This window comes from Amycolatopsis samaneae (assembly GCF_039541975.1).
Classification (GTDB): domain Bacteria; phylum Actinomycetota; class Actinomycetes; order Mycobacteriales; family Pseudonocardiaceae; genus Amycolatopsis; species Amycolatopsis samaneae.
The window spans coordinates 1-22832 of sequence record NZ_BAABHG010000005.1 but is presented as its reverse complement, the minus strand read 5'-3'; the positions used below and the strand labels follow the sequence as shown (position 1 = coordinate 22832).

General features: G+C 71.3%; 21 protein-coding genes and 3 pseudogenes. 9 read left to right on the top strand and 15 right to left on the bottom strand.

Going from position 1 to position 22832, the window contains the following annotated elements:
- Positions 1-54: 54 nt before the first annotated feature.
- The 3 genes from ABD987_RS13670 to ABD987_RS13660 all read right to left on the bottom strand — a co-directional run bounded on the left by ABD987_RS13670 (position 55) and on the right by ABD987_RS13660 (position 3301).
- A complete protein-coding gene (locus ABD987_RS13670; protein ID WP_345391696.1) occupies positions 55-438 on the bottom strand; it encodes an STAS domain-containing protein in 384 nt (127 codons plus the stop codon).
- Positions 439-571: 133 nt separating this feature from the next.
- Positions 572-1462: a glycosyltransferase family 2 protein gene (locus ABD987_RS13665; protein WP_345391693.1), complete on the bottom strand. Its 891-nt coding sequence runs from the start codon at positions 1460-1462 to the stop codon at positions 572-574.
- 105 nt (positions 1463-1567) lie between these two features.
- Positions 1568-3301 (bottom strand): pyruvate dehydrogenase, encoded by a 1734-nt coding sequence (locus tag ABD987_RS13660; RefSeq protein ID WP_345391690.1) that lies wholly within the window; start codon positions 3299-3301, stop codon positions 1568-1570.
- A gap of 112 nt (positions 3302-3413) precedes the next feature.
- On the opposite strand from ABD987_RS13660, the gene ABD987_RS13655 reads away from it, so the two are divergent.
- Positions 3414-4361, top strand: coding sequence for a LysR family transcriptional regulator (locus ABD987_RS13655; protein ID WP_345391687.1), 948 nt, complete (start codon positions 3414-3416; stop codon positions 4359-4361).
- Here ABD987_RS13655 and ABD987_RS13650 read toward each other — a convergent pair.
- Entirely contained in the window at positions 4309-5280 is a 972-nt protein-coding gene (locus ABD987_RS13650; protein WP_345391684.1) for an Lrp/AsnC family transcriptional regulator, read from the bottom strand. The genes ABD987_RS13655 and ABD987_RS13650 overlap by 53 nt on opposite strands.
- Positions 5281-5400: 120 nt before the next feature.
- On the opposite strand from ABD987_RS13650, the gene ABD987_RS13645 reads away from it, so the two are divergent.
- On the top strand, positions 5401-6909 hold the full coding sequence (locus ABD987_RS13645; RefSeq protein WP_345391681.1) for an MFS transporter: 1509 nt from the start codon (positions 5401-5403) through the stop codon (positions 6907-6909).
- An 8-nt stretch (positions 6910-6917) separates the two neighbouring features.
- On the opposite strand, the gene ABD987_RS13640 is transcribed toward ABD987_RS13645, so the two are convergent.
- Both ABD987_RS13640 and ABD987_RS13635 read right to left on the bottom strand, forming a co-directional pair.
- A complete protein-coding gene (locus ABD987_RS13640) occupies positions 6918-7922 on the bottom strand; it encodes an amidohydrolase family protein (RefSeq protein ID WP_345391677.1) in 1005 nt (334 codons plus the stop codon).
- 49 nt (positions 7923-7971) lie between these two features.
- Complete coding sequence (locus ABD987_RS13635; RefSeq protein WP_345391674.1) at positions 7972-8496, bottom strand: 3-hydroxyanthranilate 3,4-dioxygenase; 525 nt, start codon at positions 8494-8496, stop codon at positions 7972-7974.
- Between the two features lie 101 nt (positions 8497-8597).
- Between ABD987_RS13635 and ABD987_RS44560 the strand changes: the two are divergent.
- Positions 8598-8759 (top strand): annotated as a pseudogene (locus tag ABD987_RS44560) (helix-turn-helix domain-containing protein); the annotation flags it as partial.
- 118 nt (positions 8760-8877) lie between these two features.
- The gene (locus ABD987_RS13625; protein ID WP_345391668.1) at positions 8878-9558 is read left to right on the top strand and encodes a LysR substrate-binding domain-containing protein; all 681 of its coding nucleotides are present in this window, start codon (positions 8878-8880) and stop codon (positions 9556-9558) included.
- Here the strand turns inward: ABD987_RS13625 and ABD987_RS13620 are convergent.
- The 4 genes from ABD987_RS13620 to ABD987_RS13605 form a co-directional block, all read right to left on the bottom strand.
- The gene (locus ABD987_RS13620; protein WP_345391665.1) at positions 9553-9987 is read right to left on the bottom strand and encodes a RidA family protein; all 435 of its coding nucleotides are present in this window, start codon (positions 9985-9987) and stop codon (positions 9553-9555) included. The two genes, ABD987_RS13625 and ABD987_RS13620, sit on opposite strands and share 6 nt — an antisense overlap.
- Positions 9988-9989: 2 nt before the next feature.
- On the bottom strand, positions 9990-11462 hold the full coding sequence (locus ABD987_RS13615) for a 2-hydroxymuconic semialdehyde dehydrogenase (RefSeq protein ID WP_345391662.1): 1473 nt from the start codon (positions 11460-11462) through the stop codon (positions 9990-9992).
- Positions 11463-11557: 95 nt separating this feature from the next.
- On the bottom strand, positions 11558-12661 hold the full coding sequence (locus tag ABD987_RS13610; RefSeq protein ID WP_345391660.1) for a serine hydrolase domain-containing protein: 1104 nt from the start codon (positions 12659-12661) through the stop codon (positions 11558-11560).
- 25 nt (positions 12662-12686) lie between these two features.
- Positions 12687-13196: an ArsR family transcriptional regulator gene (locus tag ABD987_RS13605; RefSeq protein ID WP_345391657.1), complete on the bottom strand. Its 510-nt coding sequence runs from the start codon at positions 13194-13196 to the stop codon at positions 12687-12689.
- A 131-nt stretch (positions 13197-13327) separates the two neighbouring features.
- Between ABD987_RS13605 and ABD987_RS13600 the strand changes: the two genes are divergently transcribed.
- On the top strand, positions 13328-13957 hold the full coding sequence (locus ABD987_RS13600) for a transglycosylase SLT domain-containing protein (RefSeq protein ID WP_345391654.1): 630 nt from the start codon (positions 13328-13330) through the stop codon (positions 13955-13957).
- 124 nt (positions 13958-14081) lie between these two features.
- A complete protein-coding gene (locus ABD987_RS13595; protein ID WP_345391651.1) occupies positions 14082-15038 on the top strand; it encodes a cation diffusion facilitator family transporter in 957 nt (318 codons plus the stop codon).
- 74 nt (positions 15039-15112) lie between these two features.
- On the opposite strand, the gene ABD987_RS13590 is transcribed toward ABD987_RS13595, so the two are convergent.
- Complete coding sequence (locus ABD987_RS13590) at positions 15113-16456, bottom strand: NtaA/DmoA family FMN-dependent monooxygenase (protein WP_345393360.1); 1344 nt, start codon at positions 16454-16456, stop codon at positions 15113-15115.
- A gap of 32 nt (positions 16457-16488) precedes the next feature.
- Positions 16489-17688, bottom strand: coding sequence for an LLM class flavin-dependent oxidoreductase (locus tag ABD987_RS13585; protein ID WP_345391648.1), 1200 nt, complete (start codon positions 17686-17688; stop codon positions 16489-16491).
- Positions 17689-17878: 190 nt separating this feature from the next.
- On the opposite strand from ABD987_RS13585, the gene ABD987_RS13580 reads away from it, so the two are divergent.
- Positions 17879-19396 carry a glycosyltransferase family 39 protein gene (locus ABD987_RS13580; RefSeq protein WP_345391645.1) on the top strand — a complete coding sequence of 506 codons (1518 nt, stop codon included), beginning with the start codon at positions 17879-17881 and terminating at the stop codon, positions 19394-19396.
- On the opposite strand, the gene ABD987_RS13575 is transcribed toward ABD987_RS13580, so the two are convergent.
- Both ABD987_RS13575 and ABD987_RS13570 read right to left on the bottom strand, forming a co-directional pair.
- A complete protein-coding gene (locus ABD987_RS13575; RefSeq protein WP_345391642.1) occupies positions 19380-20618 on the bottom strand; it encodes an amidohydrolase family protein in 1239 nt (412 codons plus the stop codon). The two genes, ABD987_RS13580 and ABD987_RS13575, sit on opposite strands and share 17 nt — an antisense overlap.
- Before the next feature lie 143 nt (positions 20619-20761).
- Complete coding sequence (locus ABD987_RS13570) at positions 20762-21367, bottom strand: TetR/AcrR family transcriptional regulator (protein WP_345391639.1); 606 nt, start codon at positions 21365-21367, stop codon at positions 20762-20764.
- Between the two features lie 85 nt (positions 21368-21452).
- Here ABD987_RS13570 and ABD987_RS13565 point away from each other — a divergent pair, with 85 nt between their 5' ends.
- Both ABD987_RS13565 and ABD987_RS13560 read left to right on the top strand, forming a co-directional pair.
- Entirely contained in the window at positions 21453-22004 is a 552-nt protein-coding gene (locus ABD987_RS13565) for a nitroreductase/quinone reductase family protein (RefSeq protein WP_345391636.1), read from the top strand.
- A gap of 71 nt (positions 22005-22075) precedes the next feature.
- Positions 22076-22402, top strand: a pseudogene (locus ABD987_RS13560) (GNAT family N-acetyltransferase); the annotation flags it as partial.
- Positions 22403-22530: 128 nt separating this feature from the next.
- Here the strand turns inward: ABD987_RS13560 and ABD987_RS13555 are convergent.
- A pseudogene (locus tag ABD987_RS13555) lies at positions 22531-22832 on the bottom strand (hypothetical protein); the annotation flags it as partial.

The following is a 22832-nucleotide window of genomic DNA, read 5'->3' as shown; positions in this document are numbered from 1 at the left end:
AGGACGAAACGGTGGCGGGGAGATTTCCCCGCCACCGTTTTTTCGCCGGGCCGGTCAGCAGGCGAGGAGCTCGGGCATCCGGCCGCGCACGTCCAGCGCGCGATCGGCGCCGGTGACCGCGAGGGCCCGCCGGGCCGCGTGCCCGCTCGCCACGACCACCGCTTCGGGGTTGCGCTCCCCGGCTCGCAGCAGGGCGCGAACGCCCGCCCCGCCCAGGAAGTCGACGTGACACAGATCCACCACCAGGCCCGCGCACCGCGCGTCGCAGCGCAGCAGCGCGGCGCGTAGCCGGTCGGCCGTGGCGACGTCGACGTCGCCCGCGACGGTAAGCACGGCCGTGTCCTCGCCACGGCGGGTGATGGTGAGGCGGAGTTCCCCGGCTCCCCGGGGGCCGTGGCCGCCCGCTGGCAGGCGCGGCGAGGGTGTCGGTACGGACATCTGCACTCCTTCTCGCTGCAGGGTTCGCCGAGCTGACCGGAGCACGTGTCTGAACAACAGTCAGTACACCACCGACGGTACGCCGGTCGCGCCGGCCGTCAAGGCGGCCACGTCCGGTCCACAAAGGACGGTGTCAGCCCGGCACCCGGCGCAGGTCCGGCCGAGGGGACCGTTCCAGCAACCGGAGTCCGGACTCGACCCTGGTGGGGACCACCGCGCGTTCCCGCACCACCCACGGCAGCCCGCGTACCGCGTCGAGCAGCGCCCCCGCCGTGGTCCGGTCGGCGGGCGACGCCGCGAGCACCGCGACCGTGCGCCGCACCGCGGCGGGCAGCGGACGCCGCAGCCACAGCGTCCACAGGGTGTTGCGCAGCCGGAGCCTGCGGCAGCGCGCCGGATCGCGCAACCGGGACGGGGCGTGGATCACCACGCCTTCCAGCCAGCACAGCCACCAGCCGCGGGCCGCCAGGTCGAGCGCGAGCAGCTCGTCCTCCCCGCCGAGCCACATCCGGCCGGAGAAGCCGCCCGCGTCGGTGAACGCCGTGACCCGGAACGCGGACAGCCCGGCCAGCAGACTCAGCAACGCCGGACCCGGCAGCCAGACCGGACCCGGCACCGGGGAGGCGCGCAGCGGCGGGATCACCGGGTCCTCGGCCAGGTCCGGTTCGAGCAGGCAGCGTCCGGTGACGGCGGCCAGCGCCGGGTGGCGGTCGAGCGCGTCCGCGGCGAGGGTCAGCGAACCGGGCTGCCAGCTCGTGTCGTCGTCACAGAACGCCACATACGGGGTCCGCACCTGGCGCACGGCCACGTTGCGCGCGACCGCGCCGATGTTCTCCTGGAGGTGGATCAGCCGGACCTCGGGATGGCTGTCGGCGACGGCTTCCGCCGTGCCGTCCGTGGATCCGTTGTCCACCAGGATGATCGGCGCGGCGTCGGGCAGCGAAGTCATCCGCGCCAGCGTCGCCGCCAGCTCCCGGCGCCGGTTGTGGGTGATGATCACGACCGTGATCCGCGGCGCCGTCATCCTCGGTTCCCCTTCGCGCAGCCACTCCTCCGCGTTCCGGGTACCCCGGTATTCCCCCGGCTACGCGCGGTGAACCCTTTTGGAGCAACACCGCGCGCCCGCCGATCACGGCCGGGGAATGTTGCGCAGGTTGCTGCGGGCGAGCTCGACCATCTTGCCGACGCCGCCGGTGAGCACGGTCTTGCTCGCCGCGAGCGCGAACCCGCGCACCATCTCGCCGGTGATCTTCGGCGGGATCGACATCGCGTTCGGGTCCGTGACGAGCTCGACCAGCGCGGGCCCGGGGTGGGCGAACGCCTTGGACAGCGCTTCCCGCACCTCGCCGGGCTTCTCCACCCTGGTCGCGTGGATCCCGCAGGCGGCGGCGATGGCGGAGAAGTTCACCGGGGCGTGATCGGTCTCGTAGTCCGGCAGCCCGTCGACGAGCATTTCGAGCTTGACCATGCCCAGCGAGGCGTTGTTGAACAGCACCACCTTGACCGGGATGTCGTAGGCGGACAACGTGAGCAGGTCGCCCATCAGCATGGCGAGGCCGCCGTCGCCGGAGATCGACACCACCTGGCGCCCCGGGTGCGACAGCTGCGCGCCGATCGCGTGCGGCAGCGCGTTGGCCATGCTCCCGTGCCGGAACGAGCCGATCACCCTGCGGCGCCCGTTCGGGGTGAGGTAGCGGGCCGCCCACACGTTGCCCATCCCGGTGTCCACGGTGAACACCGCGTCGTCGGCGGCGACGTCGTCGAGGATGTCGGCGGCGTACTCCGGGTGGATCGGGGTGTGGTGCTCGATCTTGTTGGTGTAGGCGTCGACGACCTTCTCCAGCCGCCGCGCGTGCTCACGGAGCATCCTGTCCACATAGGACCGATCGGTGCGCCGCTCCAGCAGCGGCAGCAGCGCGGTGAGCGTCTCCTTGACGTCGCCGTGCACCGCGAGGTCCAGCGGCGTGCGCCTGCCCAGCCGCGCCGTGTCGTGGTCGATCTGGATCGTGCGCGCCTGCGGGAGGAAGTTGTCGTACGGGAAGTCGGTGCCCAGCAGCACGATCCGGTCGGCCTCGTGCATCGCGTCGTAACAGGCGCCGTAGCCGAGCAGCCCGCTCATGCCGACGTCGTAGGGGTTGTCGTACTGGATCCACTCCTTGCCGCCCAGCGAGTGCCCGACCGGGGCGGCGAGCGTGTCGGCCAGCGCCATCACCTCGTCGTGCGCCCCCCGGGTGCCCGCGCCGGCGAACAGCATCACCTTCTCCCCCGAGTTCAGCAGCTTCGCCAGCTCGGCGATCTGCTCGGCGGGCGGCACCACGGGCGAGGGCGTCACCGGCGTGATCCGCTCGAACCCGGCGACCGGCGCCTTCCGCTCGGAGACGTCACCGGGGATGCTCAGCACCGAGACCCCGCCCTTGCCGACCGCGGTCTGCATGGCGATCCGCAGCAGGCGCGGCATCTGCTCGGGCTGCGAGACCAGCTCGCTGTAGTGGCTGCAGTCGGCGAACAGTCGGTCCGGATGCGTCTCCTGGAAGAAGCCGGTCCCGATCTGCGCGGACGGGATGTGCGAGGCGATCGCCAGTACCGGGGCGCCGCTGCGGTGCGCGTCGTAGAGGCCGTTGATCAGGTGCAGGTTGCCCGGCCCGCAGCTGCCCGCGCACACCGCCAGCCGCCCGGTCAGCTGCGCCTCGGCGGCCGCCGCGAACGCCGCGGTCTCCTCGTGCCGCACATGTACCCATTCGATACCTTCGGTGCGGCGCACGGCATCCACGATCGGGTTAAGACTGTCCCCGACGATCCCGTAGATCCGGCGCACTCCGGAGTCCCGCAGGATCCGCACCAACTGCTCGGCCACCGTGGCCATCGCCGTCCTCCCTTACCCTCCGCTGACGTTCTCCGTACCATCCTCGCGCCGTTTCCCGTATGCGTCCAATGCCTTGTAGACGTCCAATCCATGTCCTGGAAGCATGGATGGCATGGACCTCGAGGTACTGCGCCTGTTCCGGGCCGTGGCCCGCGGCGCGACCGTGACGGAGACCGCGGCCAAGGCGAACATGACACAGCCCGCGCTTTCCCGCGCGCTGAACCGGATCGAGCGCGAGGCCGGCGCGGAGCTGTTCCAGCGCGTCGGCAGGGCGCTGCGGCTGACCCCGGTCGGCACGGTCTTCGCCGGGCACGTCGAGACGGTGCTGGAGGACTACGACCGCGGGCTGCGCGCGGTCGCGGAGATGGTCGACCCCGAGGCTGGCGTGGTGCCGCTGGCCTTCCTGCACACCCTCGGCACCTGGCTCGTGCCGCCGCTGCTGAGCGGTTTTCGTGACAGGTTCCCGAAAACCCGGTTCGAGCTGCGGCAGCACGGCGAGGAGGGGCTCGTCCGCGAACTGCTCGACGGCACCGCCGACCTGGTGCTCACCAGCGGCGACCCGGGCTGCCCCGCGATCCGCTGGAAACGCCTGCTCGTCGAGCCGCTGCGGCTGGCCGTGCCACCGCGCCACCGGCTCGCCGGGCGCAGGCGGATCCGCCTCGCCGAGGTCGCGGACGAGACGTTCGTGCTGCTCCGGCCCGGCTACGGGCTCCGTGACACCACGGAACGACTGTGCCGGGAAGCCGGGTTCACGCCCACCGTCGGCTTCGAGGGAGAAGAGGTCGAGACGCTGCGCGGCCTCGTCACCGCCGGACTCGGCGTCTCCCTGCTCCCGCTCCCCCAGACCGCGACCTTTCCCTCCTCGGGCACCGAGCCGCTGGCACCGCACCTGACCGTCACCGACGTCCAGAGCAGCCGCGACCTCGGGCTGGCCTGGCTGGCCGACCGCGTCCTCCCGCCCGCGTCCGCCGGGTTCCGCGAGCACGTCCTCACCGCCGCCGGAGAACTCAGCGGCGACGGGCGATCTCCGGCGGGTCGAGCAGCCGGACACCGTCCTTGACGAAGCCGGAGCGCTTGACGTTGCGGATCAACGGGCTCGTCTCGACCGTCCGCACCTCGGGCATCGCGCCCAACGTGGTGGTCAGGTACTCGTAGAGGGCGTCGGCGTCACGGCAGACGAGCATGGCGATCAGGTTGGTCGGGCCGGTGGTCGCCGCGACGTAGCCGACCTCCGGGTGCCCGCTCATGACGCGGCCGACGTGGTCGAGATCCGACGGGGCCACCGAAAGCCACAGCACGGCCTCGGTTTCCATCCCGAGCAGCGACGGGTCGATCTCCGGGCCGAAGGCCACCGCCCCCGCGCCGACGAGGTGGTCCAGCCTGCGCTTGACCGTGGTCTCGGCGCGGCCGGTCACCTCGGCCAGTTCGGCGTAACCGGCGCGGCCGTCCCTGGCCAGCGCCCGCAACAACAGCTCGTCGTCCTCGTCGAGCCGGGGCCGTGGCGCGCCCGGGGTCCCCGCGAGCGGCTCACGGAAGAACTGGCGGAGCACCGCCTGCGCGGACACCCCGGTCACCCGGCCGCTGCGGGGCAGCTTGTCCAGCAGCAGGTCGTCACGTTCGGAGACCGAGCGGGCGTGCGGGAAGCAGATGATCTCGGTGCCGCCCGCCAGCAGGTCGATCCACAGGATGTCCGGCCGCCCGGCGAGCGCCAGCGCCACCGCGGGCGCGGTGGTCGGCGTGCATTGGATGCGGAACAGCCATTCGGCATAGCCGAGACGCCTGCCGATCGGGATACCGACCACGCGCAACAGCCCCGCCGAGTGCAGCCGCCGGTACCGGCGCGCCACCGTCTGCTCGGAGACGCCCAGCACGGCCGCCAGCCGGGTCCAGGACGCGCGGCCGTCGACACGGAGCGCCGCGACCAGGGCCTGATCGGCCTCGTCCAGGATGGCGTAATCCACTGCCTCTGATCTTTTCATGGAGGAATCCAGCATATCAGGCTGGAAATTGCGCGGTGAACGCCGAATGCGCTGATATCCAGGATCCCGCACGAGGCCACCGGCGGTCTCGGGAACCCAGGGAAAGGGGAATCGGACAAGATGCGCACCTGGTGGCCGTTGACGGCCGTCTGTCTCGGGACGTTCATGCTGTTGCTGGACATCACCATCGTGAACGTCGCGCTCCCGGCGGTGGCCGTGGACCTGCGCGCGGGCTTCGGCGACCTGCAGTGGATCGTCGACGGCTACGTGCTCGCACTGGTGGTACTGCTGCTCTCCGCGGGGTCGCTGGCCGATCTGCGGGGCAGGCGGCGGACCTACGTCACCGGGCTCGCACTGTTCGCCGCGGCGTCGCTCGGCTGCGGGCTGGCAACCACCCCGGCGATGCTGATCGTGGGGCGGGGCCTGCAGGGCGTGGGCGGTGCGCTGATGTTCGCGACCACGCTGGCGTTGCTGAGCAACACCTATCGCGGACGTGAACGCGGTATCGCCTATGGCGTGTGGGGCGCGGTGAACGGCACCGCGACCTCGATCGGCCCGATCCTGGGCGGCGTGCTCACCGAGCATCTCGGCTGGCGGTGGATCTTCCTGGTGAACGTACCGATCAGCGTGGTCGCGATCCTGCTGGCGCTGCGGGTGCTGACCGAGTCCGCCGACCCCCGCGCCCGGCGCGTCGACTGGGCCGGGGTGCTGACCTTCTCGGCCGCCATGGCGGCGCTGCTGCTGGGCCTGATCGGCACCGCCTCATGGTCGCCGTGGATGTACCCGGTGGCCGCGCTGGCGCTAGCCGCGTTCGTGGTGGTCGAATGGCGCAGCGCCGAACCGATGCTGGACCTGAAGCTGTTCACCCGGCCCGCGTTCCCCGCCGTTTCGTTCGCGGCGATGGCGATGCCGTTCGCGCTCTTCTCGCTGTTCCTGTTCCTGGCGCTGTGGTTGCAGTCCGTGCTCGGGTTCTCCCCGGTCGAGGTCGGGCTGACGTTCCTGCCGCTGAGCCTGGTGGCACTGGTCGTCTCCCCGATCGCGGGCAAGCACCTCACGCCCCGGCTCTCCGCGCGGGCACAGATCGGCGCGGGACTCGTGCTCTGCGGCGCCGGCGTGCTGCTGTTCCTCGGCCTGGACGCCGATTCCACCGGAACCGCGCTGCTGCCGGGGCTCCTGATCGGCGGGCTCGGTGTCGGTGTCGCCAGCCCACGGCTGTCCTCGGCCGCGATGAGCGTCGTACCCCCGGAACGCGCGGGCATGGCGGCCGGGGCCACCAGCACCTTCGCCCAGCTCGGCAACGCGCTCGGCATCGCGATCCTCGGCGTGCTGTTCACCCGCCACGTCACGGCGGGCCTCGCCGCGTCCGGTGCGGGAGCGGGAAATCCGGGGTTCGCCGCCGCCGTAGCCGGTGGCGGCACCCCCGGTCTGCTCGCGGCGACACCCGAGCCCGAACGGGCCGCGCTCGGCCGGACCATCGACGCCGCCTTCACCGCGGGGCTGAACCACGTGTTCCTCGTCGCCGCGGTGGTGGCGTTCGCGGGGGCGGCGGCGACGTGGTTCGTCACCGTTCCCGCCGAACCGCACCACGACCGGAGGACGGCCCACGACAGCGTGGAAACCGTGGCCTGACAACGCGTTCAGGGAAGGCCGAGGAACTCCGCCGCGTTGCCCCCGAGCAGCTTCCGGCGGTCCGCGTCGGCGAGGAAGGTCGCGGTGCGGACCACCTCGCCGACCGGCCGTTCCCCCAGCGGGTAGGGGTAGTCACTGCCCAGCAGCACGCGGTCGGTGCCCATCGTGTCGACGAGCAGCCGCAGCGCCCGCTCGTCGAACACGACGGAGTCCACGGTGAACCGGTCGAGGTAGTGCGAGGGTGGGAACTCCGACGAGCCGAAGACGTCGGGACGCCGGTGCCACGCGTTGTCCATCCGGCCGACCCAGAACGGGAACGAGCCGCCGCCGTGCGCGAAACACAGTCGCAGCGACCGGGGCAGCCGGTCGAACACGCCGCCCAGCACCATGGCCAGGATCGACAGATGGGTCTCGGCGGGCATCCCGGTGAGCCACCGCGACATCCAGCGGTCCAGCCGCGGCGAGCCCGGCATGTCCCACGGGTGCACGAACACCGGCGCGCCGACGTCCGCGCAGTGCCGCAGGAACGTCACGGTTCCGGCGTCGTCCAGATCCCGGTCACCGACGTGGTTGCCGATCTCGACGCCCCGGTGTCCCGCCGCGAGGCACCGGTCCAGTTCGGCGCACGCGGCGTCCGGGTCCTGGAGCGGGACCTGGCAGAACGGCAGCATCCGCGCCGGCGCGGGCGCGCAGATCTCCAGTGCCAGGTCGTTGAAGATCCGCGCCACCTTCGCCGCCTCGCCGGCGGGCCGCGGATAGGAGAAGAACACCGGGGTCGGGGACACGACCTGGATGTCGACGCCGTCGGCGTCCATGTCCGCCAGCCGCTCCCCCGCGTCCCAGCAGTCGCTCCGGATCCGCCGGAACTCCTGGGACCGCAGCATGATCGTGGCGTCCTTTTCGGACTCGATCCGCAGCCACGGCCAGCCGTCCGCGCCGGTGACCCGGTCCAGATCGGGCCAGCCGCGCGGGACGTAGTGCGTGTGCGCGTCGATGACCGGTACCCGTGCCAACTCCCGCAACCTTTCTCGTGCGCTGTTTCGTGCCGCCGGAAGAACCCGGTCAGCCCTTGCCGGGGTGTAGCGCTCCGCACCCGCGGCAGGTCCGCGCGGTTTCGTCCGCGTAGAACCGCTGGAAGACCGGGGGAAGATCGTCGACGATGTCCCGAACCTGGAGCTCGACCTCGTGCACGAGCGCCGCGCACTCCGGGCAGTACCACTGGAACCGTTCCAGGGTGCCTTCCTCGCGGATCCGCTCGATCACGATCCCGACCGAGTCCGGGTCCGGCCGCTGCGGCGAATGCGGCACGTTCCCCGGCAGCAGCCACATCGAGCCCTCGCCGATCTCCACGGTGCGCGGCCCGTCGCCGGTCATCAGATCGACGTGCATCGCCCCCTTGATCTGGTAGAACCACTCCTCGTAGGGATCGACGTGGAAATCGGTGCGCCGGTTGGGACCGCCGACGACCATCACGATGAAGTCCCCGGTGCGCGTCCACAACTGCTTGTTGTTGACCGGCGGAACGAGCAGGTGCCGGTTCTCCTCGACCCACGCCACGAAGTCGATCACCGGGGGAATCTCGGACAAGTCGCCCTCCTTCGCCGAAGCTCTCTTCCGCTTCGATGCTGACGCATCCAGCCATGCCTGACCAATAGCTTTGCTCGTCGTGGTTATGCTCGGATCGTCATATGGTGAAAGGTCGCTGGAAGGACGAGCCGATGCATCCGGACAAACTGCTCGACGGACGGCTCAAGATCCGGCACCTCGTGCTCGTCACGACGATCGCCGAGCACGGCAGCGTTCTGCGCGCGGCGCGGCGGCTGCACGTCACGCAACCGGTGGTCACCCGCGGGCTGCGCGAGCTGGAGGCCATCCTCGGCGCCGAGCTGTTCGACCGCGGCCCGCGGGGTCACCCCGACCGTCTACGGCACCGCGTTCGTCGAGCACGCGCAGACCATTCTCGCCCAGGTGCGCAAGGCGGGGCAGCACCTGGACGAGCTCGCCTCGGCGCGGGTCGGCACCGTCACCGTCGGCACCCACCTCGCCGGGTCGAACGTCCTGCTGCCACGCGCGATCGCGCGGCTCAAACGCGAACGACCGCGGGTCACCGTCATCGTTCGCGAAGCGACCCCGGACACGCTGCAGGCCGAGCTGCTCACCGGCCGGATCGACTTGATGGTGGGCAGGCTGACCACGCCCGTCGGCCACGACCAGCTCCTGCGGGAACAGATGTACCAGGAACCGGTGCGGCTGGTCACCCGCGCCGGCCATCCCGCGCGGGATCTGCCCTCACCCGGCTGGGCCGATCTGCTCGGGTACCCGTGGATCGTCCCGGTGCGCGAAACCTCGCTGCGCGAGGAGCTCGAACAGGTTTTCTTCGCCGAGGGCATCCCACTCCCGGAGAACCGCGTGGAGTGCACCTGCATGCTGACGTTGAAGACGTTGCTCGTCGAAACCGACGCCATCGCGGCGCTGCCCGTGCTCGTGGCCACCGGCTCGGACGATCTCGCCCTGCTGCCACCGCTGCTGCCCTCGGTGCGCAGGCCGGTCGGGGTGACGCTGCCCCGTGACCGGCCCGCGGGACCGGCCGCGAACCTGTTGCTCGGCTGCCTGCACGCGGTCGCCGCCGAGATCCGGGAGCGGCTATGACGGCAGCAGCGCCACCGCCTGGATCTCGATGAGCAGGTGCGGGTGCGGCAGCTGGTGCACCGCGACGGTCGTGCGCGCCGGGCCGCGCTCGTCGAAGAAGCTCCCGTAGACCTCGTTGTACCCGGCGAAGTCGTTCATGTTCACCAGATACGCGGTCACCTGGACGACGTCGGCGAGGCTCGCCCCGACGTCCGCGAGGATCTCGCCGATGTTCTCGAGCACCGCGGTGGTCTGCGCCCGGATGTCGAGCCGGGCGGTGCCCATCGCGTCCACCTCGGCGCCCGCGATCGTGTTGTCCGGACGGCGGCTGCTCGTGCCGGACACGAACGCGAACCCGCCGGCCAGCCGGACGTGCGGGAACCTGCCGCGGGGCTTCGCCCTGCCCTCGACCACCCGCGCGCCGGTGTTCTTTTCGCTTGGTGTCCCCATTTTCACAACCTCACGCAGACGTTCGTCGGTTCGCTGTAGAACGCCAGCGAATGCGCCCCGCCCTCGCGGCCGATCCCGGACAGCCCGGCGCCGCCGAACGGCGACCGCAGATCGCGCAGGTACCAGGTGTTGACCCAGGACATGCCGGCCCGCATCCGGTGCGCGACCCGGTGCCCGCGTTCCAGGTCGGTCGTCCACACCGCCGCGGCGAGTCCGTAGTCGGTGTCGTTGGCCAGCGCGACGGCCTCTTCCTCGGTGTCGAACGGGACCAGCGCGGCGACCGGGCCGAACACCTCCTCGCGCAGGACCCGCGAGCCGTGGTCGAGGCCGGTCCAGAGGGTCGGCTCCAGCCAGGCGCCCGCGTCGAGCGCGCCGCCCAGCGCGGGCACGTCACCGCCGGTCACCACCTCGGCGCCGTCGGCCTTCGCCTGGTCCAGATAGGACAGTACCTTTTCCCGGTGTGCCAAAGAGATCAGCGGACCGGTCGTGGTCAGCGGGTCCTCGGGCCGGCCCGGCCGCAGGCGCTTCGCCGCGTCGGCGAGCCCGGCGACCACCTCGTCGAAAACGCCGCGCTGCACGTAAACCCGCTCGGTGCACAGGCACACCTGCCCGGTGTTGGTGAAGACCGAGCGGGCCAGGCCGTCGACGGTCCGCGCCAGCTCGGCGTCGTCGAACACCACCGCGGCGTTCTTACCGCCGAGCTCGAAGGAAACGGGGCGCACCCGGGCGGCCGCGGCGCGCATGATCGCCGCGCCGGTGCCGGATTCGCCGGTGAAGGTGATGCCGTCCACGCCGGGGTGGGTGGTGAGCAGTTCACCGGCGGAGCCGGGCCCGAAGCCGTGCACGACGTTATACACCCCGTCCGGGACACCGGCCTCGGCGAGGATTTCGGCGAGCAGTGCCGCGCTGGAGGGTGTCTCCTCGGAGGGTTTGACGACCACGGTGTTGCCGCAGGCGAGTGCCGGGGCGACCTTCCAGGTCAGCAGGAGCAGCGGGAGGTTCCACGGCACGATCACCGCGACCACGCCGAGCGGTTTGCGCACCGCGTAGTTCAGCGCCTGCCCGCCGTCCGGCAGGTCGGTCAGGTACGAGTCCAGCCCGGCCGACGCGATGACGTCCGCGAACGCGGCGAAGTTCGCCGCGGCCCGGCCGACCTCGAATTCCCTTGCCTGCGCCCAGGGTTTCCCGGTGTCGGCGACCTCGGCCCGCGCGAGGTCGTCGGCGCGTTCTTCGATCCGCCGGGCGATCCGGCGCAGCAGCTCCGCCCGCTCGGGTACGCCCATCGCGCCCCACGGCCCGTCGAACGCCCGGCGTGCCGCGCCGACCGCGCGGTCGACCAGCGACCGGCCCGCCGCGGCGACCCGCGACACGGGCCGGCCGTCGACCGGGCTCACGTTCGGGAAATGGGAGTCCGCCTCTTCGACGTAGTCCCCGTCGATGAAACACCACGTCGTGTGCTCTGCCGTCACAGCCACCTCCGGTCCTGGTGCCCGAATGGTGGCGCGGACCGGCCATGCCCGTCCAATGCCGAATCGTGTTCGCGCTATAGCGGAAACGTCATAGCGCCGGCTCAGCTGACGGCGGCGAGCAGACCCGCCCCGATGGTCTCGAGTTCGTTGTCTCCCCTGGCGATGTTGGTCAGCACCGCGACCCCGGTGCCGCTCTCCGGGCAGAACCCGGTGAAACTGTGGAACCCGCCGGTGGCCCCGTTGTGCCACACCATCTCGCGGCCACCGCCCGGCAGCGGACGCAGGAACCAGTACACGCCGATGGCCTGCTGCGCGTCCGCGAACCGCTTGCGCCGCACCAGCTCCGTCGCCTCGCCCAGCGGGCCCGGGACCGGGGCGAGATGGGCACGCGCGTATCGCAGCAGGTCGTCGACCGTGCCGTAGAGGCCGCCTTCGGCCACACAGGTCCGGAAACGCCAGTCCGGGGTGACCGCGCCGGCCGGGTCGTGCCCGACGGCCTTGCGCCCGCGTTGTTCCCGGGTGAGGGCCGTGCCCGTGTCACACAGGCCGAGCGGACCAGTGACGCGTGGCCGGATCACCGACTCGTACGCGTCTTCCGTGCCGAGTGCGAGTGACTGGCCGTTCAGCGCCGCCCCGAGATTCGAGTAGACGAGCACCTTGCCCGGCTCGGTCGCCAGGGAGGTCTCGCGCAGGCCGTCAGCCAGGTCCCGCATCGTGAAGACGGCGTAGGGGTCCCGCGGATCGATGTCGGGGCGATGCCCCCAGCTCTCCGGAAGCCGTGGCAGGCCGGAGGTGTGCGTGACGACGTCGCCGAGGGTGACCTGTTTTCCGTGCCAGGTGGGCACGGGAAGCCAGTCCGGCAGGCAGGCCCGCAGCGGATCGGAGAAGCGGCGCCGCCCGCGGACCACTTCGAGCGCGGTGGCGAGCCCGGTGAACGTCTTGGTGATGGACCCGATCTGGTAGACCGTCCGCCCGTCCGGCTTGCCACCGTCTGGCTGACCGCTGTCGCCGGTGCCCGCGACGTACTGCCCGTGCCGGTCGAACAGGCCGATCACGAGGCTCGGGTAACCGGTGCCCGCCGCGGCGAGCCGAGCGTCCACAAGGGACTTGAGCCTGTCCGCGGTGCCCGCGTTCGCGATCCCGGGCACGGCCGCGCCCAGTACCGCGGCCCCCAGTCCCGCCAGGAACGTCCGACGATTCGTCATGTTGTCCTCCCCATGTCCTCCGGGCTCAGCCCGGGTCCGCCGCGATGGCGAGCAGCACGAGCAGCGGCACCACCCGCGTGCCGGGCACGGTGTACTGACCGCGCCCGCCCGCGTGCAGCCATCCGGCGGCGACGAGCTGCCGGAGGTGGTGGTAGAGCTGCCCGGTCGTCCCCAGCGACTCGTGCTCCCGCAGCTCGGCGACGGTGCGCGCGCCCCCGAGCACCTGCCGCAGCAACAGCAGCCGCACCGGATGCCCGAGCGCGGCGAACGCGCCGCTCAGCTCCGACCAGTCCCGCGACAACAGGCCGGCGCTCAGCGCGCCGCGCTGCCATTCGTAGAACTCCCCGGTCGGCAACCGCACCGAACCGGTGAACAGCACTCCGCCATCGGTGTCCCGCAGCTGCTCCTGCAGCCCGCGCAACGCCCAGAGCGCCCCCGCCTCGGGCCCCGCCGGACGCTCTCGCGCCCCCTCCAGCCGCGCCATCCGCTCCTCCACCGCGGCGACGCGCTCGGCCAGCTCCTCGTACTCGCTCATGGGCAGGATATTACGTAACTACGTAATTCCGCAACAGGCCGGGTCGGCCTCCGAAAGAGCCGAAGGACGCTTTCGCGTGCGCTGGACGCACTGAAGGCGTCCTTCACACGGCCTCACTTAGACTCGCGGTCGTGAAGGCGGTCCGGTGGGTGCTCGTGTCGGCGGCGTTCGTCCTGGCCGGATGTGAGGCGGCGACACCGAAGGCGGCACCACCTTCGAGCAGCGCGGCACCCACTCCGACCCCGACCGCGTCGTCGTCCTCCGCCGCGGCCTCCGCGCAACAGGATCCGGCGCGCTTCGCGAAACAGGTCGTCACCCGGGCCCGCGAGGCCGGTGTCGAACCGCAGCTGGTCATGGCGATTCTGTACAACGAGTCCTACAAACCCCATGACCCGGAGCTGGAACGCGCCTGGCAGAAGCTGAAACCGGACGCCGCGTTCGGCGTCGCCAACATGCACAAGGCCGCCTTCGAGGAGAGCAGGAAGGGCAGGCCGTTCGCCGGCCGGGAGTGGCAGGAACTGCCGGACGATCCGGATCTCGCCATCCAGGCGGCGGCGTGGTACCTGCACGACCTCGCCGCCCAGCTCCCGGCGGCCCGCTCGGGGCACAGCACCGGCGACCTGCTCGCGGTGGGCTACAACGCCGGGCCGAGCACGATGAAGGCGGTCGCGGGCGGGACGAAACCGGGTGCGCAGGTGCAGACCTACCTCGACACCCTGCACGACAACTGGGCCAAGGCCGGGAAGGCCGTCGCCTCGTGAACCCGCCCGTCTGACCCCGGCGGGTGCAGCAGCTCACACCGACAGCGCGTAGTCACGTCTTGAACATATAGAGATATGCGCATATATTTCCAGTTAAGTCGAGACGGACGAGAGGACGACAGACGTGAGCAGCGGACACGGCCACACCGGCCACGGGCACAGCCTCTCGGCGGGCTCCGACCAGCGCTGGCTGCTGGGCGCGCTGGGGCTGATCGTGGCGTTCATGGCCGCCGAGGTCGGGATCGGCGTCGCGGCGGGCTCGCTGGCCCTGCTGTCGGACGCGGCGCACATGCTGACCGACGCCATCGCCATCGCGCTCGCGGTCTGGGCGATCCGGCTCGCCGCGCTCCCGGCGAAGGGCCGGATGACCTACGGCTGGAAGCGCGCGGAGATTCTTTCCGCGCTCGCCAACGGGCTGACGCTGCTCGTGCTGGCCGCGTGGCTCACCTACGAGGCGATCGAACGACTGATCACACCGCCGGAGGTCACCGGCGGCCTGGTGCTCGTGACCGCGCTCGCCGGTGTCGTGGTCAACGTCGCCGCGACGTGGATGATCAGCAAGGCGAACCGGTCCAGCCTCAACGTCGAGGGCGCGTTCCAGCACATCCTCAACGACCTGTTCGCGTTCATCGCGACCGCGGTCGCCGGGCTGGTCATGCTGCTGACCGGGTTCGCCCGCGCCGACGCCATCGCGTCACTCGTGGTCGTCGCGCTGATGGTCAAGGCGGGCGTCGGCCTGGTGCGCGACTCCGGCCGGGTCATCCTCGAAGCCGCGCCGGCCGGGCTCGACCCGGTCGTGATCGGCCGGGGCATGGCGGAGCGGCCGGACGTGGCCGAGGTGCACGACCTGCACATCTGGGAGATCACCTCCGGGCAGCCCGCGCTGTCCGCCCATGTCCTGGTCCGGCCGGGCCGCGACTGCCACGCCGTGCGCACCGACCTCGCCACGCTCCTGGCGGCCAAGCACGACATCGAGCACACGACGTTGCAGGTCGACCACGCCACACCCGGCCGGGAGGGGACCGCGGACCACTGCGAGACCGCGCACGGCCCCGTGCACCGCGCCGCGGCCACCTCCTGACACGCGGTCCGTGGGGGCCTCCTTCCGGGACCTAGAGTCCCTCGGGGAGGCCCCCACGGACCTTTCCTCCCCCGTCAGTGAAGCGGGCGCGGGGCACCGATGCCGAGGTGATCGCGCAGCGTCGTCCCGTGGTACTCGGTCCGGAAGACACCGCGTTCCTGCAACAGCGGCACGACCTCGTCGGCGAAGCGGTCCAGCCCGCCCGGGGTGACGTGCGGGACGAGGATGAACCCGTCGGAGGCGTCGGCCTGTACGAGTTCGTTGATGGACGACGCGACCGTGGCGGGCGAGCCGATGAAGTTCTGCCGCCCGGTGACCTCGATGATCAGTTCCCGCAGCGAAAGGTTCTTCGCCGCCGCCAGCTCCCGCCATTCCTTCGCCGTCGCCAGCGGGTCGCGGTACATGCGGACGCTGGCCCTGCCCTTCGCGACCGTGTTTTCCCCGACCACCGGGTCGATCGCGGGCAGCGGACCGTCCGGGTCATGATCCGACAGATCGCGGTTCCAGAGCTGTTCGGCGAACTTGATCGCCGTCTGGCCGCTGACCTGCTGGTGGCGGACGACGTCGGCGAGTTCCTGCGCCTCGGCGTCGGTGTCACCGAGCACGAACGTGGCGGCGGGCAGGACGACGAGGTCCTCGTGCCGGCGACCGTACTTCGCGAGACGGCCCTTGACGTCGGCGTAGAACGCCTGCCCCGCTTCGAGTGTCCCGTGCCTGCTGAAGATCGCGTCCGCGGTCGACGCGGCGAACTCGCGGCCCTCCTCCGAATCCCCGGCCTGCAGGATCACCGGCCGCCCCTGCGGGGATCGCGGGACGTTGAACCGCCCCGCGATGTCGAAATGCGCGTCGTGGTGTTCGAACGCGCCCGCGCGCGGATCGGCGAGGAACACGCCGGTTTCCTTGTCCGCCACCACTTCCCCGCCGTGCCACGAGTCGAACAGCTCGGCCGCAGTGTCCAGGAACGCCTTGGCGCGGGCGTAGCGCTGGTCCTGCGGGAGGAATCCGCCGCGCCGGAAGTTCTCGCCGGTGAACGCGTCCCAGGAGGTCACCACGTTCCACGCCGCGCGGCCCGCGGAGAGGTGGTCGAGGCTGGCGAACTGCCGCGCCACCTCGTACGGTTCGTTGAACGTCGAGTTGATCGTCCCGGCCAGGCCCAGCCGGTCGGTGACCGCCGCGAGCGCGGCCAGCACGGTGAACGTGTCCGGCCTGCCCACGACGTCGAGGTCGTAGATCTCACCGTTCTGCTCCCGCAGCCGCAGCCCCTCGGCGAGGAAGAACAGGTCGAACTTCGCCCGCTCCGCGGTCCGCGCGAGGTGGACGAAGGAGTCGAACTCGATGTGGCTGCCCGCCTCGGGATCGCTCCAGACCGTGGTGTTGTTGACCCCGGGGAAGTGCGCGGCGAGGTGGATCTGCTTCAGCGGCTTTCCTTCTGTGCTCACGGAATCCTCCTCTAGGCGGCGTAGCGGTTCGCCGGACGGGGCAGGCCGAGCAGCCCGCGCAGGGTGGTGGCCTCGTACTCGTCGCGGAACGCGCCACGGGCCCGCAGTTCGGGGACGAGCGCGCGGGTGATCGCCTCGAGGTCGTGCGGGATCGCGCCGGGCCGCAGCCGGAACCCGGACAGCCCTTCGTCCCGCCACGCGAGAAGCCGGTCGGCGAGCCCCGCCGCGGTGCCGGTGAAGATGAGCGTGTCGGAGGTGTACTCGGTGCCGTCCACCGCGTCCAGCCGGGCCTTGCGTTCGGCCGCGGCCGATTCGGTCTCGTCGAGGAACACCAGGAGGTCCGCGAAGACGTGGACCCGCTCCCCCGCGCGCCCGGCCTTTTCCTGCTCGGCGCGGACCCGGTCGACGATCGGCCGGACCTCGTCCCGCTCGCGGGGCGTCACCACCACGACGTCGGCCGCCCTGGCGCCGACGCGATAGGGCAGGCCGGAGTGGGCCAGCGTGACCACCAGCGGCTGGCCCTGCGGTGGGCGCGGGGTGATCGACGGGCCGCGGACGCTGAACCACCGGCCCGCGAAGTCGATGTAGTGCAGCTTCTCGCGGTCGACGAACCGGCCGGTCGCGACGTCGCGGATCTCGGCGTCGTCCTCCCAGCTGTCCCAGAGCCTGCGGACGACCTCGACGTAGTCCTCGGTCTCGGCCAGCAGATCCGCGATCGCGCTCTGCTGGTCGAAATGCGCCACGTCGTCCCAGCTGATCTCGCCCAGTTCACGGCGGCCGAAGTGCGCGGCGTCGACGTGCCGCGGCGCCACCTGGGCACGCAGGCCGCCGCGCCCGTTGCTGACGTAGTCGAGCGTGGCGATCGCCTTGGACAGGTGGAACGGTTCGGTGTGCGTCACGATCGCCGTCGGGACGAGCCCGATGTGCTGGGTCAGCGGGGCGATCCGCGACGCGACGAGGACCGCGTCGAGCCGTCCGCGCACTTGGTCGGCGCGGTCGTCGAAGCCGTCGGGCAGGCTGGACTGGACGCCGAGGGAGTCCTCGATCGTCACGAAGTCGAGCAGCCCGCGCTCGGCCTCGCCGACCAGGTCCGCCCAGTACCGGGCGGTGAACAGTTCGGCGGGGCGCGCGTCCGGCTCGCGCCAGGCGGCCGGGTGCCAGCCCGCCGCGTCGAGCGCGACCGCGAGGTGGAGTTTCGGCACTGAGGGCATGTCCGGTGTCCTTCCTGGTCGCCGCGCGACCTCTGTCATGCCGAACCCGTGCCGCCCGGCGAAATTCCGGCTCCCGGATGCTGGGAACCGGTCCGGCAACGATCTCGGGCCGCCCCGCCACCCGCACCGCGCGGATCCGCTAACGTCGCGGACGCGGGTGCCGGACTCCCCGCGCGAGGGGGAGGCCGCGATGGACGAAACCGCCGTGACACCGGGAAAAACGGCGCCCAGCGAGGTACTGCCCCGCTTCGCGGCGGGCCCGGTCGCGGCCGTCGTCCTCGCCCAGGTCGCCGTCCTCACCGCCCTGTCCGGTCGCTACGGATTCCACCGCGACGAGCTGTACTTCCTCGCCGCGGGCGACCGCCCCGCCTGGGGCTACGTCGACCAGCCGCCGATCACGCCGTTGCTGGCCAGGGCCGCCACCGAACTGTTCGGCAGCACCCCGGCCGGGCTGCGGGTCGCCGCGACGTTCTGTGGCGCGGTGACCGTGGTGCTCGTCGCCCTCGTCGCCAGGGAACTCGGCGGCGGACGCGGGGCGCAGACACTGGCCGCGGCGGCGACCGCGCTGTCCGCGTATGTCCTCGTGGTCACGCACATGCTGTCCACGAACACCGCGGACATGCTGCTCTGGACAGCGATCGCGTTCCTCGGCCTCCGGCTGCTCCGCACCGGGGACGGGCGGTGGTGGCTCGCGATCGGCGCGGCCGTCGGTGTCACCTTCGCCAACAAGTGGCTGGTGCTCGTGCTGCTCGCCGCGCTCGGGATCGCCCTGCTGGTCACCGGGCCGCGCGCGGTCTTCGTCAGCGGCTGGATGATCGGCGGGGTCGCGATCGCGGCGGCGCTGATGGCCCCGGTGCTGTTCTGGCAGGCGGGCCACGAGTTCCCGATGCTGACCGTCGCCGGGGGTATCAGCGCCGGCGACGGGCCCGAGAGCCGCATCCTGTTCGTCCCGATGCAGCTGGTGTATCTCTCGCCCTTCCTCGTCCCGGTCTGGGCCGCCGGGCTGGTGCGGCTGTGGCGCGATCCGGACCTGCGCTGGGCGCGCGCGTACGCGCTGAGCTATCCGGTCGCGTGCGTGATCCTGGTGCTGGTGGGCGGAAAGCCGTACTACGCCCTGCCGTTGCTGCTGATCCTGCTGGCCGCCGGGGCCGAGCCCACCGTGCGCTGGCTGGCCGGGAGCGGCAGGCGTCTCCGGCGTGCCTGCGCCGGGGTACTCGCGGTCCTCGGTATCGCGTCCTCGGTCGTGATCGGACTGCCCGTGCTCCCCGCGTCGGCCCTCGCCGGACCGGTGCTGGCGGTCAACCGGGACCAGGGCGAGCAGCTCGGCTGGCCGGAGCTCACCGCGACCGTCGCCCGTGCCTGGCAGCGGATCCCGGCGGAGCGGCGGCGGTCCGCGGTGATCCTCACCGGCAACTACGGGCAGGCGGGCGCCATCGAGCGGTTCGGCGCCGGGTTCGGCCTGCCCCGGCCGTACTCGAACCACATGTCCTACGCGGACTGGGGTCCGCCGCCGGACACCTTGACCGGGCCGGTGCTGTACGTCGGCAAGCTCCGGCCCGAGGCGCGGGCCGTGTTCGGTGGCTGCGAACGGGTGGCCGTGCAGGACAACGGCCTGCCCAACGGCGAGCAGGGCACGGACATCTCGCTGTGCGCGCCTCCGTCCGCCCCGTGGTCACGGATCTGGCCGCGGCTCAGGCACTTCTACTGATCGACGGTCCACTGTGGATGGTGGTGGGCGCGGTCGCCGGGAAGACCGGCCTCCCGCCACGCCACACCCGCCGGACGGAGAGGGTGTCGCCGATGGTGACGGTCGGGTCGCCGTCGACCAGCGTGAGATCGGCCCGGAGCCCCGGCCTGATCCGGCCGCGGTCCGCGAGGCCGAACCGGCGGGCCGGAACGGAGGTCGCCGCCCGCAGCGCCTCCGTCGGCGTGCAGCCGCCCCGGACCAGGAGCCGCAGCTCGTCGTGAAGACTGGCGCCGTGGGCCGTTCCCGGCGCGCCGAGATGTGCGGCGTCCGTGCCCGCGAGGAGGTCGACGCCGGCTCGTCGCAGCGCGGCGACCGCTTCGAGCGCGTAACCGAAGTTCTCGGGCGGGCTCGTCGCCATCGCACCGGACAGGTTGCCGAGCCACGCCGGCGTGAGTTTGGCGCGGACGCGTGGATCCTCGGCGAGTTCGGCACCGGCGGGCTCGCCGGTGATCGACGCGAGCACCGTCAGCGTGGGGATCACGAAGGCCCCGGCCGCGGCGATCTTCTCGATCAGTTCGCCGGTGTGCGGCCGATCGAAGAAGAGATGAGTGAGCCCGTCGACACCGGCGTCGACCACCTGCTCCGCCGCCTCGACGGTCATCGCGTGCGCGAGGACCATCCTGTCGCGGGCGTGGCCCTCGCGCACGGTCGCCGCGACCAGTTCGGGAGCGAGGCTGGGCAGGGACGAGCCGAACGCGCGGCCGTCCTCCACCAGGACCTTGAGGTAGTCCGCGCCCTCGGCGATCCTGCCCTCGACGAACGCCGGGATCTCGGCCACGCGCGCGGCCGTCGGCCACGGCGGGTCGCCCTCGCCCTTCCGGAGCTGGTGCGGATGCCCGGCCGCCGGGGTGAGCCCGACGGACGGGGAACGCACGTCGGCGAGGTCCGCCGACTCGGCGACCTGGCGGCGCAACGGGATCATGCGGTCCGGGATCGAGAGCATGTCGAACTCGGTGGTGACCCCGAACGTCACGGCCTGACGGAGCGCGTCGGCGTCGGTGTGCGTGTGCGCGTCGATCAGGCCGGGCAGCACCGTGGCACCGGCGCCGTCGATCAGCTCGGCTCCTCGGGGCCGTCCGCCCGCGACACTCGCGATCCTGCCGTCCGCGACTTCGACGTCGACGATCCCGAGCAGGTCCTCACCATCGAAAACGCGCGCGCCCGCGATGACGAAGTGGTGCATGGTCGACTCCTTGCCTGCGGTTACCATTGGTGACCACAGAACCGTAGGAAACCATGATCGAGCCGCCAAGAAGGCACTTTTACGGCACCTGGTGAGGTCAGGGTGACCAGGTGCGGCGACCGCGCGAAATCACGAACCGACGTTCACTCGGCGGGAAGCGGCTCGCGGTGCTCGGCCCGCAGGCCGTCGAGGGAGATGCGCAGCAACCGGTTCCACATCCGCGGGCGACATTCGTCGGTGAGCTCGACGGCGTGACCCAGTGAGACCAGCAGGAGCAGCAGGTCGTCGGTGGTCACGCCGGGTCGCAGGAGGTTCGTCGCGCGGGCGCACAGTTCCTCGATGACCATGCGAAGCTGCTGGATACCCTCCAAGTCGGGGACCGACCAGGTCAGCGCGAAGTTCTCCATGATCGCGCGGTGACGCGCGCAGCCGGTCAGCGCCTGCTGGTAGAAGTCGGTCAGCGCCATCCAGGGATCCTCGGCGTCGATCGCCGCCTGGCGCGCGGACTCCGCCCATTCCAGGAATTCCTTGCGCAGCACCGTGTGGATGAGATCTTCCTTCTTCGGGAAGTGCCGGTAGAGGGTGCCCATGCCCACCCCGCCACGACGGGCGATCTCGCGTACGTCCACCGCGGTGCCCTGCTCGGCCAGCACCTCGGCGGCGGCCTCGATGATCGCTTCCCGGTTGCGGACCGCGTCCACGCGCGGTGCCCGGCGCCGGGGAGCGCTTTCCCGTTCAGCCACTGCCATACGGCCGAGCCTACCTTATCCGGAGCACTTGCTCCCCCTCTGTGCTACTTTACGGAGCAAGTGCTCCGGATAGTGAAGGAACGTCATGACCGAAACCGAAGCCCCCACCACACCCAGCTGGAACGACCGGATCATCGCCGAGTTCCGCGCGAACGCCGGGTACGCACCCTGGAGCAGCGAAGAGGACTTCGCCGCGGGGCGCCCGATCCCGCCACGGCTTCCCGGATTCGACGACCAGGGCATGCCGCTGATCCTGGTGCACCACACCGGGGCCAGGACCGGGCGCGAGCGGATCAGCCCCTTGTTCTTCCAGCCGGTCGGGGACAACTGGGCCATCTTCGGCACCTACGGCGGCAGCCCGCGTCATCCGGTCTGGTACCACAACCTCATGGCGAATCCGCGAACCACCGTCGAGACGGGCACGGAGAAGGTCCCGGTCGTCGCCCGGCTCACGGAGGGCACGGAACGCGAGCGAATCTGGGCGAAAGAGGTCGCGCTCATCCCGAAGTTCGCCGAGTTCGAGGCGGCCTCCGGCAGGCAGATCCCCGTCGTCCTCCTGGAGCGAGTCCACGTACAAGGCCGAGGTCCGGTCATCCCGAACCGGAACCCGGCGAGTCGCCCCGACAGGGCAGAATGAACGATCGTGACGATCATCTTGTCCGTACCGCACAGCAGGCTGATCGCTGAGACTCGGCGACACGGTTCAGCTTCGCGGTGATCGTCGATGAGAACGACCACGCACCCGTCGGCCACGTGGTGGTGAAGGCGAGGACCGCCGATGTGGCCGAAGTCGGCTACTGGACGGCGGCCCAGGTCCGCGGGCGCGACATCGCCGCCCGTGCCCTGGAGACCGCGTCGCGGTGGGCACTAAGCACCCAGGAGCTCGCCCGGCTGCCCCGCCTCGATCTGCTACACGCGCAGGACAACCAGGCCTCCTGTCGCGTGGCGGAGAAGTGCGGCTACCTCCTGCACGAGCTGCTACCGGCCTACCCGGTCGGCGGGCACAGGCACGTGCGCACGCTGCCGGGAAGCTGACGGATCCCGAGTCGGCGGAAGCCCGGATTCGATGGTGGCGTAGGCGCTGCGGGATCGGTTCGACGCCGAGCAGACGCCGGCGGACTTCCTCATGATCGACGAGGACACCAGGTCCTTAAACGACAAGCTCAGGTTCGGTGGATGGTGTTGCGGCGTGGGGTGCGGCCCGGGTCGAGCCAGGTGGGTGGCAGGAACTCCGGTAGCCCGTCGGTGGCGATGCGGACTTCCCATTCGGATCGGTGGATGACCTTGTGGTGTATGGAACATACGAGCACTAAATTGTCCACTTTGGTCTCCCCGTGGTGTGCCCAGTAGGAGTCGACACGGGGCGCGGTGCCCGGGTTGCCCCGGGTCGTTTCCCCGATGTCGCTCCCCCGAACCGGACGTGCGACTTTCACCGCATCCGGCTCTCCACGAGTTGCCATCAGGC